The 14,721-nt window shown below is 41.9% G+C and carries 18 protein-coding genes; 11 read left to right on the top strand and 7 right to left on the bottom strand.

All coding sequences use genetic code 11. From position 1 onward, the window contains the following. Positions 1-65 precede the first annotated feature (65 nt). Both ATHSA_RS05735 and ATHSA_RS05730 read left to right on the top strand, forming a co-directional pair. Positions 66-977, top strand: coding sequence for an ABC transporter ATP-binding protein (locus ATHSA_RS05735; RefSeq protein ID WP_161848177.1), 912 nt, complete (start codon positions 66-68; stop codon positions 975-977). Beyond that, positions 974-2,152: an ABC transporter permease gene (locus ATHSA_RS05730; RefSeq protein WP_161848176.1), complete on the top strand. Its 1,179-nt coding sequence runs from the start codon at positions 974-976 to the stop codon at positions 2,150-2,152. The genes ATHSA_RS05735 and ATHSA_RS05730 overlap by 4 nt, the downstream gene beginning before the upstream one ends. A 223-nt stretch (positions 2,153-2,375) precedes the next feature. On the opposite strand, the gene ATHSA_RS05725 is transcribed toward ATHSA_RS05730, so the two are convergent. From ATHSA_RS05725 to ATHSA_RS05715, 3 genes are all read right to left on the bottom strand, one after another. Further along, positions 2,376-2,840 (bottom strand): type II secretion system protein, encoded by a 465-nt coding sequence (locus tag ATHSA_RS05725; protein WP_161848175.1) that lies wholly within the window; start codon positions 2,838-2,840, stop codon positions 2,376-2,378. A gap of 108 nt (positions 2,841-2,948) precedes the next feature. Beyond that, complete coding sequence (locus ATHSA_RS05720) at positions 2,949-3,944, bottom strand: CCA tRNA nucleotidyltransferase (RefSeq protein WP_161848174.1); 996 nt, start codon at positions 3,942-3,944, stop codon at positions 2,949-2,951. Then, positions 3,910-4,326 (bottom strand): methylglyoxal synthase, encoded by a 417-nt coding sequence (locus tag ATHSA_RS05715; protein WP_161848173.1) that lies wholly within the window; start codon positions 4,324-4,326, stop codon positions 3,910-3,912. Before ATHSA_RS05715 ends, ATHSA_RS05720 begins: the two co-directional genes overlap by 35 nt. A 285-nt stretch (positions 4,327-4,611) precedes the next feature. Between ATHSA_RS05715 and ATHSA_RS05710 the strand changes: the two genes are divergently transcribed. Further along, positions 4,612-5,775 carry a type III PLP-dependent enzyme gene (locus ATHSA_RS05710; RefSeq protein WP_161848172.1) on the top strand — a complete coding sequence of 388 codons (1,164 nt, stop codon included), beginning with the start codon at positions 4,612-4,614 and terminating at the stop codon, positions 5,773-5,775. Between the two features lie 44 nt (positions 5,776-5,819). After that, positions 5,820-5,999 carry a ferredoxin gene (locus ATHSA_RS05705; protein WP_161848171.1) on the top strand — a complete coding sequence of 60 codons (180 nt, stop codon included), beginning with the start codon at positions 5,820-5,822 and terminating at the stop codon, positions 5,997-5,999. A 29-nt stretch (positions 6,000-6,028) separates the two neighbouring features. Here the strand turns inward: ATHSA_RS05705 and ATHSA_RS05700 are convergent, their stop codons facing one another. From ATHSA_RS05700 to ATHSA_RS05685, 4 genes are read right to left on the bottom strand one after another with little or no spacing between them, the layout of a single operon-like run. Next, on the bottom strand, positions 6,029-6,466 hold the full coding sequence (locus ATHSA_RS05700) for a sigma factor (protein WP_161848170.1): 438 nt from the start codon (positions 6,464-6,466) through the stop codon (positions 6,029-6,031). Beyond that, entirely contained in the window at positions 6,459-6,704 is a 246-nt protein-coding gene (locus tag ATHSA_RS05695) for a hypothetical protein (RefSeq protein ID WP_161848169.1), read from the bottom strand. Before ATHSA_RS05695 ends, ATHSA_RS05700 begins: the two co-directional genes overlap by 8 nt. Positions 6,705-6,744: 40 nt before the next feature. Further along, entirely contained in the window at positions 6,745-6,972 is a 228-nt protein-coding gene (locus ATHSA_RS05690) for a DUF2922 domain-containing protein (protein WP_161848168.1), read from the bottom strand. Between the two features lie 11 nt (positions 6,973-6,983). Then, positions 6,984-7,229, bottom strand: coding sequence for a DUF1659 domain-containing protein (locus tag ATHSA_RS05685; RefSeq protein WP_161848167.1), 246 nt, complete (start codon positions 7,227-7,229; stop codon positions 6,984-6,986). A gap of 152 nt (positions 7,230-7,381) precedes the next feature. Here ATHSA_RS05685 and tdh point away from each other — a divergent pair, with 152 nt between their 5' ends. Genes tdh through ispE form a run of 7 tightly spaced genes read left to right on the top strand, consistent with a single transcriptional unit; the run spans position 7,382 to position 14,719 of the window. Beyond that, positions 7,382-8,434 carry an L-threonine 3-dehydrogenase gene (tdh, locus tag ATHSA_RS05680; RefSeq protein WP_197739114.1) on the top strand — a complete coding sequence of 351 codons (1,053 nt, stop codon included), beginning with the start codon at positions 7,382-7,384 and terminating at the stop codon, positions 8,432-8,434. A 12-nt stretch (positions 8,435-8,446) separates the two neighbouring features. Beyond that, on the top strand, positions 8,447-9,622 hold the full coding sequence (locus ATHSA_RS05675; protein ID WP_161848166.1) for a glycine C-acetyltransferase: 1,176 nt from the start codon (positions 8,447-8,449) through the stop codon (positions 9,620-9,622). A gap of 15 nt (positions 9,623-9,637) precedes the next feature. Next, positions 9,638-10,738 carry a glycine cleavage system aminomethyltransferase GcvT gene (gene gcvT / locus ATHSA_RS05670; protein WP_161848953.1) on the top strand — a complete coding sequence of 367 codons (1,101 nt, stop codon included), beginning with the start codon at positions 9,638-9,640 and terminating at the stop codon, positions 10,736-10,738. A gap of 16 nt (positions 10,739-10,754) precedes the next feature. After that, entirely contained in the window at positions 10,755-11,126 is a 372-nt protein-coding gene (gene gcvH / locus ATHSA_RS05665) for a glycine cleavage system protein GcvH (RefSeq protein ID WP_161848165.1), read from the top strand. Positions 11,127-11,149: 23 nt separating this feature from the next. Next, positions 11,150-12,490, top strand: coding sequence for an aminomethyl-transferring glycine dehydrogenase subunit GcvPA (gene gcvPA, locus ATHSA_RS05660; RefSeq protein ID WP_161848164.1), 1,341 nt, complete (start codon positions 11,150-11,152; stop codon positions 12,488-12,490). Position 12,491: 1 nt separating this feature from the next. Then, complete coding sequence (gcvPB, locus tag ATHSA_RS05655) at positions 12,492-13,922, top strand: aminomethyl-transferring glycine dehydrogenase subunit GcvPB (protein WP_161848163.1); 1,431 nt, start codon at positions 12,492-12,494, stop codon at positions 13,920-13,922. Next, on the top strand, positions 13,919-14,719 hold the full coding sequence (ispE, locus tag ATHSA_RS05650; RefSeq protein ID WP_161848162.1) for a 4-(cytidine 5'-diphospho)-2-C-methyl-D-erythritol kinase: 801 nt from the start codon (positions 13,919-13,921) through the stop codon (positions 14,717-14,719). Before gcvPB ends, ispE begins: the two co-directional genes overlap by 4 nt. The last annotated feature ends 2 nt before the right edge of the window (positions 14,720-14,721 follow it).

Raw genomic sequence — 14,721 nt, 5'->3', positions numbered from 1 at the left:
GTGAACCTGTGGCTTATGACACGTAGAAAAAGCAGAAATTATAGTATAATTATCAAGGTGATAAAATGGAGAAGGTTTTAGAAGTGAGAAATTTGAAGAAGAGATATGGACGTTTTGAGGCTTTGAAGGGGATAGATATAGATCTTTACAAGGGGGAAATCTTTGGATTTCTCGGCCCAAATGGAGCCGGCAAAACGACGACGGTCGAGATACTCGAAGGACTCAGAAAGGCCGGCGAGGGCGAAATAACCTTCTTTGGTCATAAGATACATGGTCAAACTCCATCTTTTGTAAAGGAGAGAATAGGCGTTGTCCTTCAGGAGACAAGGTTTCTCGATCATCTAAAAGTGAAAGAAGTCATCGAACTATTTGCCTCCTTTTTCAAAAATGCAAAATCTCCCGAAGAGATAATAAAGATGGTTCAGATAGAAGAAAAGGCAGAGGATTTTACAGACAATCTTTCTGGCGGACAACGCCAGAGACTTGCCATAGCAACGGCTCTTGTCAACGATCCAGACATTATCTTTTTAGACGAGCCCACAGTTGGACTCGATCCGCAATCGAGGGAATCAGTCTGGCAACTCGTAAGAGATCTCAAAAAAAGTGGCAAAACTGTCTTTTTGACAACTCATTACATGGAAGAGGCTCAAACCCTTTGCGATAGAATATCGATAATAGACAGAGGAAGGATCGTCGCAAGCGACACCCCGAAAAACCTTATAAGAAAATACGGAGGAAAGAGCGAGATAGATTTTATGTGCGCTGAATTGCCTTCAAAATCTATCATCGAAGAATTGAGATCTGTTGACGTTGTAGACGATCATTTCAGAATAGAGACGGATGATATCACAACAACCCTCGAAGGACTTGTCGAATGGTCAAAGAGAAATTCGGTAAAGATAACAGATATATCTCTTGTTGAACCAACGTTGGAGGATGTATTTTTAACTCTTACCGGAAGGGGATTAAGAGATTGAAGGCATTCTGGAAGTTCTTTAAATTTCACTTGCTTTCAGATTTGAGAAACAGGAGATCTATATTCTGGGTTATCATCTTTCCAATTCTTTTGCTTGTTCTTCTCGTTTTGGCATTTTCAAATCTTGGAATGCAGGGATCAATGAATTTCAACGTGATTCTCATAAACGAATCCGGGTCGAATTTCGACTTTTCAAATAAAGTTGTTCAGGTACTCAAATCGATGTCCTTTCCAAACAAGGGCGCCGTCTTTACCTTGACGGTTATGGATCCATCCCAAAAATCTCAAGCGATAGAGAAGATTCTCTACGGTCAAGATGACATCTTAGTTGTCATCCCTCAAGATTTTGATCAGTCCATAGCGAGGATGATTTTGCTTTCTAAAATGGGACTTAAATTTTTTCCCGTCAGCCTTGAGACGTATTATGTACCAAACAGGGCCTCGTCTGCTTTGGCGCAGGGCATGATATCGGGCCTTACATCGCAAATAAATACCTTCTTTTCAAAAACGCTTGGGCAAAGTATAAAAAACATAACGGTTAACTCAAAAATACTCGGTGAGATAATGGGCTCACCATCCTACACCGATTTTGTAACTCCGGGAATTCTCGTTATAGCCTCTTTCACAACGGGCCTAATTTTGGTCGCTCCCAAACTTTCTTTTTTGAGATACGGAAAGGTTTTAAAAAAATATTCGACAACGCCGATGAGCCCTCCGAGTTTCTTTTTCGGATTCACCTTCTCGAGAATAATCATCATGATAATTCAATACTTAGGCCTTGCGATCTTTGCGGTTTTTGTAATGGAGGCACGTGTTGATATCTTTTCGATTCAGGCATTTTTGTATTATCTTTTCTCCTGCGCAGTCTACACGGCGATGGGGTTTGCAATAGGAATGGCAGTCTCGAGCGCCGTGGCCGTGAGCGCACTTTCGAGCGTTGTAAACCTTCCTCTCGAATTCCTTGCCGGAATATACTTTCCACTTTTCAACCTTCCGTGGTACATAAAAATATTCGTGTACGCGAATCCTTTGTGGTACGCGACAAATGCCATGAGAGAGTTTTTAAGAGTCTCCCAATCTCCAACTCCAATGTGGATGAACTTCTTTGTCCCTGCGATATGGTTTGGAGTATCGATGACATTCGCGCTTTTGAAAAAATCAATCGAAAGGGCATAAAAGGCGATTTTGAACGATTACGAACAGAAATAGGAGATCTTTGACGATCTCCTAATTTTATCTTCGATTATCTTCAAATTACTTTAAATATCTTCTCTTTTCTCTCTAATGTCTAATCACTAATGACTGCTTTTGCTGGATTACGAATCACAAATTTCTCTAATCTCTATTTTCTACGTGCTACACGCCACCCGCTACGTGCCATTTGCCACGGGTCGATTGATTACCAGTACTTATTTATAACTCCAGTTGCCATTACTGTGCCAGTAATACCACTAATTGTACTTGTAGCACCTTTCCAGACATTATAAACATCCGCCGCACTCACTGATCCACCAGTATAAACCACAGCGAAATATGTCAAAGGTGCTGTTATTGAACTACTTCCGGAAGTAATTGCATGGGTTATCGCGCTTGGAGATGTCCCCCCATAAATTACATAGTCAGTTGTATTTCCGCCCGATACACTTGTAGCCAAAGCGCTCATACTTGGAAGAGTATGCTCAGAATACGCGTACTGTTGTACCTGAGTCACAAGTGATTGCAAATTCTCCGCCACCCTCGTTGCATTTGCATGTCTTATTGCACTCAAAGCCACCGGTACAAGCGCGCCCATCAAAGCGGCTATAACGGCCATAACTATCAAAAGTTCTACAAGCGTAAAACCTTCTCTTCTCTTTTTAAACATATGTTATCCCTCCTGTTCTTTCAAAATTTGAAACCACTTTGAAAAGATTTTATCACACAATTTGTAAATTATTGAAAAACAAATGCATATTGAATTGTTAATCATGTTTTACAATATATTACGTTGTGCCTCTAAAACCTTCTTCCATTCTTCGGCAAGTCTTTTTCCTATCTCCCTTCCTGAGATGCCCTGAGACTTTAGAGCCTCGGCCGATATTCCCAATTTTGATCTCATTCTTTTTCGCACGATTTCATCATCCATTCCAAGCGCATTTAAAATTTGGGACAGGCACCCGGCCTCGTGAGGTTTTATCTTTACCGCCCATTCGTATCTTTTGTTTTTTATTTGATCCACGAATTCATTCATTCTCAAGATCGATCTTAAAATTTCTTTTGGAGGAAAGACCTTAATGGCGAATTCATCAGAATTTGATTCCGCAAAGATTGCCTGCCATCTGCAGTTTGGATCGACCTTTGATGCCATCTCCAAATTTTGAGACGGTATGCCAAGAATCTCTATTTTTAGATCTTTTGCCACAGGAATAGACTTTTCGAAGTACTTTCCCCTGACAAAGCCATCCAGAGGTTGAAATAACCTCTCTTTCGAAACATTTTCCACAAGCGGCATGTATTTCTTCATCGAGATCAATGTATTTTTTTCAACATCAAGATTATAATTCGCAATAAGTCTTAATCCGCGTAGAATTCTGACCGGATCCGATCTCATGTTGGTGTCGGGATCGAAGGATCTAAGGATACGATCTTTGAGGTCTTTTAATCCGTTGCAGAGATCTACGATTTCTTCGATTACCTTGCCATCCTTTGAGACCGGGAAGGCCATCGAATTTATCGTGAAATCCCTTCTTTTTAAGTCGAGATCGAGGGACTTATAATGTGAGATATCGTATTTGACACCATTCATAAAGGCTCCGACGGTCTCGCCGGTCTTTGATTCCTTAAAGGTTCTGAATTTTATCTCGTCAAGGGGAGTGGTCGTTATAAGATCGTACTCTTTTGGATTTATCCCTAAAAGGAAGTCTCTGACGGCTCCTCCAACGACGAAAAGGTCATCAAGATTTTGGGCTATTATTCTTGGAATTCTCATCGTTAAGATCTGCTATTATCTTTTCTATTATCGCAGTCGCGCTTGCCAAATTTGTGGCCAGAGGAATGTTGTGAACGTCGCAAACTCTCAAAAGTGCAGAGACGTCTGGCTCATGAGGCTGGGCCGTTAGAGGGTCTCTTAGAAAGATCACGTAATCTATCTTTCCCGATGCTATCATTGAGCCTATTTGAAGATCCCCTCCGAGAGGACCAGAGAGAAGTTTATTTATTTTTATTTTCAATTTATCTTCTAAAACCGTTCCGGTTGTGTTTGTCGCGTACAATTCACACCTTGAAAGCACGTCTAAATGTTCTCTTACAAACATCACCATGTCTATCTTCTTTTTGTCGTGTGCAACAAGGGCAACCCTGAGTTTCGGCATTTTATCACTCCTCGCTTCGGCAAGATGGCACAATTGGTGACAGGTGAAGGGTAAATAGATCTAAATTGAGAATTGCAAATTTTCGATTATCAATTTTTAATTCTCAATTTTCTATCTGCCACATGCCATTTGCCATACGCCTTTTGTCTAAGTATATCAAACTTAGTTCAAAAGATGAAATTCAATCCTTCGTATAAAAGAAAATCTTAACCTTCAAGTACTTATATTCATAACATATTTGGTTCTATCATTATTCGAAATCTTGTATGAAAGAGGTGGGGTGATATGGACATTTCGGAGCGTGTGCGAGAAATAGCACGTTCAAATGAAAGTCCTTTTGTGGTGATGGACCTCGATATAATCGAGGACAATTACAACCAACTTATAAACAACATAAACGGTGTAAGAGTCTTTTACGCTGTGAAGGCGAATTCTCATCCAAAGATAATAAAAAGACTCTACGATCTGGGATCTTCTTTTGATGTTGCATCCCGTGGAGAGATAGAGTTGCTTCTTAGCATGGGAATTCCCGGATCGAGGCTAAGTTTTGGGAATACGATAAAGAAAGAAGCAGATATCCGTTTTGCTTACAACAAAGGCATAAATTACTTTGCGGCAGATGCCGAGATGGAACTCGAGAAGATAGCAAGAAATGCTCCCGGTGCTCAAGTGTATTTGAGACTCGCGATGAACGGATCTGATAGCGACTGGCCTTTGTCGAGGAAATTCGGAACAAACATAGATCATGTCAAGAAACTCGTCATTTACGCAAGAGACCTCGGCCTTGCCCCGATAGGCGTTTCTTTCCACGTTGGATCTCAGTGTTACGATAAGTACAGTTGGAAAGATGCCTTAATGCAGGTTGCGGACATTTTCTGGTTTGCAAAACTCGAGGGCATAAAGATGACGACGATAAATCTCGGAGGAGGAATTCCAGTCAAGTACGTAAGGGATATCCCGACTGTCTCAGAGATTGCCGATGTAATAAATGAAAGCGTTGATGAATACTTCAACTTCATGGAAAGGCCAGTACTATTCATAGAGCCGGGCCGTTCGATGGTTGGAAATGCCGGAATACTCGTATCGAGAGTCCTTTTGAGATCATCGAAGGAAAAGAAAGAATGGGTCTACATCGATGCTGGCGTTTACCATGGTTTAATGGAAACTATAGAAAACCTTAGATACAGAATAGTCGTAGATGGAAAGGATGATCATCCGAAAAAGACCTTCACACTTGCGGGTCCTACGTGTGATAGCATAGACGTCGTCTACGATGAGGTTGAACTGCCGGAAGATATAACGATGGGAGATATCGTCTATTTCCTGAACGCCGGAGCATATACTCTCGATTACAAGACGCACTTCAATGGAATAGAAGGGCCTTATGCCATCTTCTTGGATGAAGTAGCGGCAGAAAGCGCGCCAAGTGCCCATTTGGCTCAAGAATAAAAAAATGCTATAATTGAGCCGACAATTTTTTGGAGGTGTGTCTTATGAAAGCATTTGTTGATGAAGATACTTGCATAGGTTGTGGCGTTTGTGAAAGTTTGTGTCCCGATGTTTTTAAATTGGGAGAAGATGGTAAGGCCCACGTTATAGCAAACGATTGCAGCGCAGGATGCTGCGAGGATGCAAAGGATTCCTGTCCAACGGGAGCCATTTCTCTTAAGTAAAATAAAAAAGGCAGGCGAGAGCCTGCCTTTTAGATTGATCTTTGGTATTCTTTTATCGTTCTTCTTATTTTTCTCATAGATGCTTTAAGGATTTTAGATATTTCTTCGAGAGTGTATCCTTCTGATTTTAACTTTATTGCCGAAGGTATCTCATCTTCGATTGTGAATTCAATTGTGTCTGGAAGTTGGTCTGTGTCTTCGAAACTTATCGCTTTCATTCTTAAAAGCGAGAATTCTCCATCTGTGCCGGGCAACTTTATCTGTCTGTCGAAGTGATCTCTCAATTTCATATCCGCAAAGTAATAAGCGTAAGATTGTGGCGACATTCCTTTTTGTTTATCGTAAGTTTTTTCCGAAAGAAGTACAAGATACCATACGGTCTGACACAGATCTTCAAATTCGTCTCTCTTTACCGAATGTGCGTATTTTTTGACGATCGCTCTAACCGTTTTTTCCATCTCAACCATTTTGATTTCCCCATAGTTTCTCATTTGCCCATCCGACAAAATCGTCAATTGCAAATCCCAAAATCATCTCCAGTATCTGGTCCGGTACCGGCAGGTGTATGTCATTTATCTTCATTAGTTCTTTTACGATCTTTATTGCCCTTTCCTTTTTTGCAGGTCCATCTCCGGGATGTTCCACGATTATGACTGCAATTTCTATGAAATTCTTTATATTCAAAAGTATCTTTAGAAGTTCCACAGAATCACCTTCTCAGAAAGGGGGCATGTGCCCCCTTAATTCATTGGACAAAGTTGAATATCTGGGTAGAATCGGTATTCACAACCGTTGCGGAATCGATCGTATCGACCGGAGAACCTTTGGAAGTCTTCAAAAGTTGAAGTGTCGCCACCTTTTCCATGAAGGCCATTATCTCATCTTGGGTAATGTTCTCTTTTACGTTGTTTATTCTAAGTGCTTTTGTCGATCCATCTGACGAACTTATCCATCTCATATTCAGATATCTCATTTTCTTTCACCTCAGTCTATCGGCCCTAAAGCCGAGTTCTCATTTACCGTTATGTCCGCTATTTGTTTTGAGACGAGGCTGGAATAAAGGTACGCAAGATCGTAAAGATCTTCAAATGTTGCGTCTTCCCTTACGCCGTTAATTCTTACACGGCTTACGATGGGATTTCCATTTGGTCTTAAATTGCCTGTGTCGAGAGAAATCGTCAAAGAAAGTGCCTTTGAAACCGTACTTACAGGTCTTGTTCCTGCCGCCACTTTACCACCCCCATTTTGTTTTTGAAGCGCGCTTCAATTTTATTGTACAAAAAAATAGTATATTTTTGATCACTAATTTTAATTCAACTTTAGTGGTAAAATTTCTTTGTACACTGAATTAGAAAGTGATTTGGAGGAGATGACAGACGGTGATGGAAAAATTGCCTGCAAAAATGAAGGCAATAGTTAAAGATGGGCCTCATTACGGCGCAAAGATGATGACCGTTGATGTGCCCAAAGATCTCGAAGCGCACGAGGTTTTAGTTAAAGTAAAGGCTGTGTCGATATGCGGAACTGATTTGCACATCTGGCTGTGGAATGAATGGGCGAAGGAACACATAAATGTGCCACAGGTTCTCGGACATGAATTCGCCGGTGAGGTTGTTGCGGTAGGATCTGAAGTTTCTCTTGTGAAAATCGGAGATTTCGTCTCTTCCGAGACGCACATTCCCTGCGGTCATTGCAAACAATGCAGGACTGGAAATATGCATGTATGCCAGAACCTTAAAATTCTCGGTGTTGATATGAATGGCGCTTTTGCCGAATATGTCAAGGTACCCGAGATCGTGCTCTGGAAAAACGATCCATCTATTCCCTCGATATGGGCCTCTGTTCAGGAGCCGCTGGGCAACGCGATCCACACGATCTTCACAGAGGACGTTACGGGAAAGAATGTACTCGTTACGGGAGCGGGTCCCATAGGTTTGCTTGCGATAGGCGTTTTAAAGACGGCCGGAGCGGCCAAGATAATCGTAAGCGAGGTTAACGAATACAGAAGGAATCTTGCAAAAGAAATAGGTGCAGATGTAGTTGTGAATCCTAAGAATCAATCTTTGGTGGATATCGTGAAAAAAGAGACAGACGGAGATGGCGCGGATGTGCTTATAGAAATGAGTGGCAATCCGCAGGCGCTTCATGATGGTTTAGCCTCTTTGACGAATGCGGGAAGAGCCTCATTGCTGGGCGTTTACGATAAAGATGTTCAGATAAATTTAAACGATCTCGTGATCTTCAAAGCCATAAGAGTTTACGGAATAACGGGAAGAAAGATGTTTGAAACGTGGTACAAGGGAGCGGAACTTCTTAAAAATAAAAAGTTAGATCTTTCAAAGATAATTACGCATGTCCTTGACTTCGATGATTACGAAAAAGGCTTTAAGTTGATGGAAGAGGGCAAATGTGGTAAGGTCGTTTTGAAACTGTGAGGAGGTGGATTTATGTTTAACTGGAAGGAACTTTCAGACGAACTTGAAGAACTTAAAAAGTCAGGCCTTTACAACAACATAAAGACCATAGAGACTCCTCAAGGCGAATGGCTAAATATATCCGGTAAAAAGGTTTTGAATCTTTGCTCCAACAATTATCTCGGATTTGCCAACGATGAAAGACTAAAAAAGGCCGCGATAGAGGCAATAGAAAAATGGGGGGTAGGCCCGGGCGCTGTGAGAACGATCGCAGGGACGCTCTCGATTCATGAAGAAGCCGAGAAAGCCCTCGCAAAATTTAAAGGTGCCGAGGCCGCAATGTTAGTGCAATCTGGCTTTAACGCCAATCAGGCAGTAATTCCTCCACTGGTCTCCAAAGAAGATCTAATCTTCAGCGATGAGTTGAACCATGCCTCTATAATAGACGGGTGCAGACTTTCCGGGGCCAAGATAATAAGATGGAATCACCTTGATCTAAACGATCTGGAAGATAAGTTAAAGTCCAACGATGCGCGCAGAAAATTAATAGTTACCGATGGAGTCTTCAGTATGGATGGAGACATTGCGCCACTTAAAGGAATCGTCGAACTTGGGAAGAAGTACAATGCCCTCGTGATGGTCGACGACGCGCACGGTGAAGGAGTTCTCGGCCCTTCTGGAAAAGGTATAGTGGCCCACTTTAAACTTGAAGGACAGGTTGATATAGACATAGGGACGATGTCAAAGGCCTTCGGAGTTATAGGTGGATACGTCGCGGGGAACAAAGTACTCATCGATTATCTCAAGCAAAAGGCGAGGCCATTTTTATTCTCGAGCGCTCCCACTCCGCCAGATGTTGGGGCAATTCTTGCGGCCGTAAAGATACTCGATCAAAGTGATGAACTTGTGAAAAGATTATGGGATAATGCCAATTACTTCAAAGATCAGATGAAATCTATGGGATTTGACATAGGCCACAGTCAGACGCCTATAACGCCAGTTATGCTTTACGATGCTCAGGTATCTTCCAATTTTAGCAAGATGTTATTCGAAGAAGGCGTCTTTGCCCAGTCTATAGGATATCCGACGGTGCCAAAAGGCAAGGCGAGGATACGTGTAATGATAAGCGCAGTTCACACGCGTAACTCTCTCGACTTTGCCCTTGAAAAATTCGCAAAGATAGGTAAAAAACTCGGAGTCATAAAATAAAAAGGGGAGGAAAAGATCATGGAATTGAAAAAAACGCCTTTATGGGCCGAACATAAAAGGTTAGGGGCAAAGATGGTCGAATTCGGAGGCTGGGAGATGCCTCTTCAGTACACTTCCATAATCGAAGAGCACAAGACTGTCAGGGAATCGGCCGGAATTTTCGATGTCTCCCACATGGGCGAGATCCTTGTCGAAGGACACGATGCACTGCGCTTTGTCGATAAGATAATAACGAATTCCGTCTCAAAACTCAAAAATGGAGAGATATGTTATAGTCCGATGTGCTACGAGAATGCCACAATAGTCGATGATCTGCTCGCTTATAGATTTTCAGAAAGCAAAATACTTCTTGTGGTTAATGCGTCAAATACAGACAAAGATTACGAGTGGATTCTTTCCCAAAAAGATAACTACAATGTCAATGTAAAAAATCTCTCAAGTGATTATGCCCAGATAGCGTTTCAGGGGCCAAAGGCCGAGCAGATTCTAAAAAAGATTTCCGGGGTAGACCTTTCTAAAATTTCATTTTACACCTTCACTCTTGGACAGATAAATGGGATAAACTGCATAGTTTCAAGAACGGGTTATACCGGCGAAGATGGGTTTGAGATGTATTTTCAACCTGACGCCGCGGTGGCCTTGTGGAGAAAATTGATCGAGATAGGCGGAAAAGAGGTAAAGCCCTGCGGTCTCGGATCAAGAGACACACTTAGATTTGAGGCAACATACATGCTTTATGGCAATGATATAGACGATACTACAACGCCTCTCGAAGCCGGTCTTGGATGGACCGTTGATTTTACAAAACCCGTCTTCAATGGCAAAGAGGTACTTTTAAAACAAAAAGAAAATGGGGTCTCAAAAAGGTTGAGAGGATTTGAGATAGACGGGGGAATAGCGCGTCATGGCTACGAAATCTTCGATGGAGAAAAAAAGATAGGTCATATAACGAGCGGAACCAAATCTCCAACCTTGAACAGATCTCTCGCTTTGGGATACGTTGAAAATGAATATTCCAAAATAGGTACGGAAGTCCTTGTTGATGTACACGGTAAAAAGGTGAAGGCAACTGTTGTCAAGACACCTTTCTATAGAGGAAGCGTTAAATCAAAATGATCAGGAGGTAGTTGGAATGAAAAAATATTTGAAAACACATGAATGGGCAGAATTAGATGGAAAGATCGCGACGGTTGGAATATCAAACCACGCTCAAGAACAACTTGGAGATGTTGTTTACGTAAATCTGCCCGAAGTCGGAAAAACCGTCAAAGCGGGAGAGGTCTTTTGCTCAGTTGAATCAGTTAAATCCGCAAGCGATGTTTATGCGCCTGTCAGCGGAAAAATAAAAGAAGTTAACAAAGCGCTTGAATCAACTCCCGAATTGATAAACAAATCTGCCGAAGGCGATGGATGGATTGCAAAGATAGAGGTATCGAATCCGAAAGAATTCGACAATTTGCTTGATAAGGCTGCTTACGATAAGTTTGTGAAAGAGTCAGAATGAAAAATCCTAAGGAGGGGACTCAGATGGACTCTTATATTCCCCATACCAATCAAGATGTAAAGGAAATGCTTGAGGCAATAGGAGTTAAAGATGTAGATTCGCTCTTTTCAACCATTCCGGCCGAAAAAAGGATAGATTCACTCGATTTGCCAGATGGAATGGACGAGTTTAACGTTCTCTCTAAATTGAGAAAGATGGCCTATTCGAACGCGAGCGCTGACAGATATTCTTACTTTCTTGGGGCTGGAATTTACAACCATGTAATACCTTCGGCCGTTTCCCAGATCGTTTCTCGTGGTGATTTTTACACGGCTTACACGCCTTATCAGGCAGAGGTCTCACAGGGAACATTGCAATCTTTATTCGAATTTCAAACGATGATATGTGAGATAACAGGTATGGGAATAGCAAATGCCTCAATGTACGATGGGGCATCTGCCCTTGCTGAGGCCGTTTTGATGGCTTCTCGATACACTCAAAAATACAAAGCCTTAATCGCCGACACGGTTCATCCGGAATATCTCGAGACCGTCAAAACATACGTTGCCGGACCCGGAATAAAGATCGAGAACTTTTCTCACGATGAGACGGGTATGGTTTCTGTTAAGGATTTAAAGTCTAAGATAGACGATGAGACCGCGTGCGTCGTTGTTCAATATCCGAATTTTTACGGGATCATAGAAGATCTAAAGAGCATCAAGGAAAGTATCGGTGATATTTTATTCATAGTCGTTGCAAATCCTATAAGCCTTGGAATTCTTGAGGCGCCGGGAAAGTTGGGATCGGACATCGTCGTTGGCGATGGTCAGAGTCTCGGAATACCTATGAATCTTGGCGGCCCCGCTTTTGGCTTTTTCGCCATAAGAGAAGATCAAAAACTCGTTAGAACCATGCCGGGCAGAATAATAGGCGAGACTGTAGACGTCGAGGGAAAAAGGGGCTTCGTAATGACGCTTCAGGCAAGAGAACAACATATAAGGCGCGAAAAGGCAACGTCCAACATTTGCTCAAACCATGCTCTCGGTACGCTTTACGCATCTGTTTACCTCTCACTTTTAGGCCCTGCAGGCCTTAAAGAAATAGGCGAGTTGAATCTTTCAAAGTCCCATTATCTGCTCGATAGACTTGAAGAAACAGGACATTTTGAAAGGGTATTTTACGGAGAATTCTTCAACGAATTCGTCGTGAGGACAGATTTGGATGTAAGAAAGTTTTACAAAACACTTTTCAAAAACAAAATCATAGGTCCTCTCGATCTGTCGAAATTAGATAAAGGCATGCAAAAACATTTACTCTTCTGTGCAACCGAAGCGAATACAAAAGAAGAAATCGATAAACTCATTTCTGTTGTGGAGGCGATATGAGATGGAATTGATATTCGAAATCTCGACTGCCGGAAGAAGAGGATTCATTCCTCCCAAATCAGACGTTAAAGGTTATGAACTTTCGGATAAATTCAAAAGATCAAATCCTCCGCGGTTGCCAGAAGTAACAGAAGGAGACGTTGTACGACATTACACAAATCTTTCAAGGCTCAATTACGCAGTTGATGTCGGATTTTATCCACTCGGATCTTGTACTATGAAGTACAATCCAAAATTGAACGAATATGCGGCCTCTTTCGATGGATTTTCAAAGATCCATCCGTATCAGGATGAGAGTTCTATACAGGGTGCCCTTGAACTCATGTACAACCTTCAGGAAGATTTGAAGGTCATAAGCGGAATGGACGCGATGACGCTTCAGCCTGCCGCCGGTGCCCATGGAGAATTCGCCGGTATAGCGATCATAAGGGCATATCACAGGTTCAGAAAGGATTTCAAAAGAGACGAAATGATAATTCCCGACTCGGCCCACGGAACGAATCCGGCGACGGCAACGATGAATGGATACAAGGCCATCGAGATAAAATCTGACAAAGATGGAATGGTCGATATAGACGAATTGAAAAAAATGGTAAGTGACAGAACTGCCGGCATAATGCTTACAAATCCAAATACGCTGGGGCTTTTTGACGAGCGTATACTCGAAATTGCAGAGATAGTTCACAATGCGGGAGGTTTGCTTTACTACGACGGTGCAAACTTGAATGCCATAATGGGTAAAGTAAGACCGGGAGATCTTGGCTTTGACGTGGTTCATTTCAACCTTCACAAAACCTTCTCAACCCCTCACGGAATGGGTGGGCCCGGTGCCGGTCCCATAGGTGTCAAAAAATTCCTCGAACCATTTTTGCCGGTCCCGACCGTCTCGAAAAAGGGAGAAAAATATTTCTTCGATTATTCTCACAAACATTCAATAGGACGTGTAAGAAGTTTCTACGGCAACTTTTCGGTCTTGGTTAAGGCTTACGCCTATATTTTGACGATGGGTGGGGATGGTCTCAAACGCGCAAGTGAAATGGCCGTTTTGAATGCAAATTATTTGAAGGCAAGGATTTCAAAGATATTAAAAGTTCCATATGATACGAAACCATGTATGCATGAGTTCGTTGCTACAACGGAGCCTTTACTCGATCATGGAGTAAAAGCCCTCGATTTTGTCAAGAGAATGTTAGATTACGGTGTCCATCCACCGACGGTCTATTTCCCGCTCATAGTCCATGAGGATTTGATGATAGAGCCGACAGAGACCGAGTCTAAGAAGACACTTGACAAATTCGTTGAAGTGATAGATAAAATAACAAAAGAGGCCAAAGAAAATCCAAAACTACTCCTCGAAGCGCCGCATGTAACACCGGTAAGGCGTCTCGATGATGTCAGGGCTGCAAAGCAACTCGTTTTAAGGTGGAAATGATAATAAAGGCTTACGCGAAGGTAAATTTAAACCTTTCAGTACTTTCCAAAAGAACAGATGGTCTCCACGACATCTGTTCTTTGATGCATAACATATCCCTTTACGATTTAATAGAAATAGAAGAGAGCGATGAACTGTCTTTTTCGACAAATTCCGATCTCAAATGGAACGAATCCAACACACTTTACAAAACTCTCAAAATTTTCGAAGAGTTGACCGGCAAAAGTTATAATTTAAAAATAAGACTTGAAAAACATATTCCTTCACCTTCCGGTCTGGGCGGAGGAAGCGCTGATGCGGCGGCTCTTTTGTGGTATCTATGCCAGAGAGAAGGGATATCCGAAATGAAGGAAATTGCCGCGAAAATCGGAAGCGACGTTCCATTTTTTATCGACGGCGGGTGCGCAGTTGTTGAAGGTAAAGGAGATAGAATTCATAATTTAGATCCACTCGATTTGAATTTAGAGATTTATTTTCCAAAGATAGGCTTTTCAACAAAGGAAATGTACGATCTCGTTGATGAGATGAATTTGACGGGCAAAAATTGCGATCCTTACATGCTTTACGATGGAATTAAGCGAAAAGATGAAAAAAATGTCCGCGAAAATCTGTACAACACATTTAAAATAGTGGCACAAAAAAAGTATCCAGACATAGTAGAAGAAGCAATGAAAGCCTTTGCGGATATGGAATACGTTTCGATGTCTGGATCTGGTTCTGCCTTTTTCGGGTTTAACCTAAAAAATAAACCAAAAGGGGACGTCCAACTTGTGGCACGTCCTCGATTAATTTTATAACC

This window comes from Athalassotoga saccharophila, assembly GCF_009936215.1.
Lineage (GTDB): Bacteria > Thermotogota > Thermotogae > Mesoaciditogales > Mesoaciditogaceae > Athalassotoga > Athalassotoga saccharophila.
This window is presented reverse-complemented; position numbering and strand designations above follow the sequence as displayed.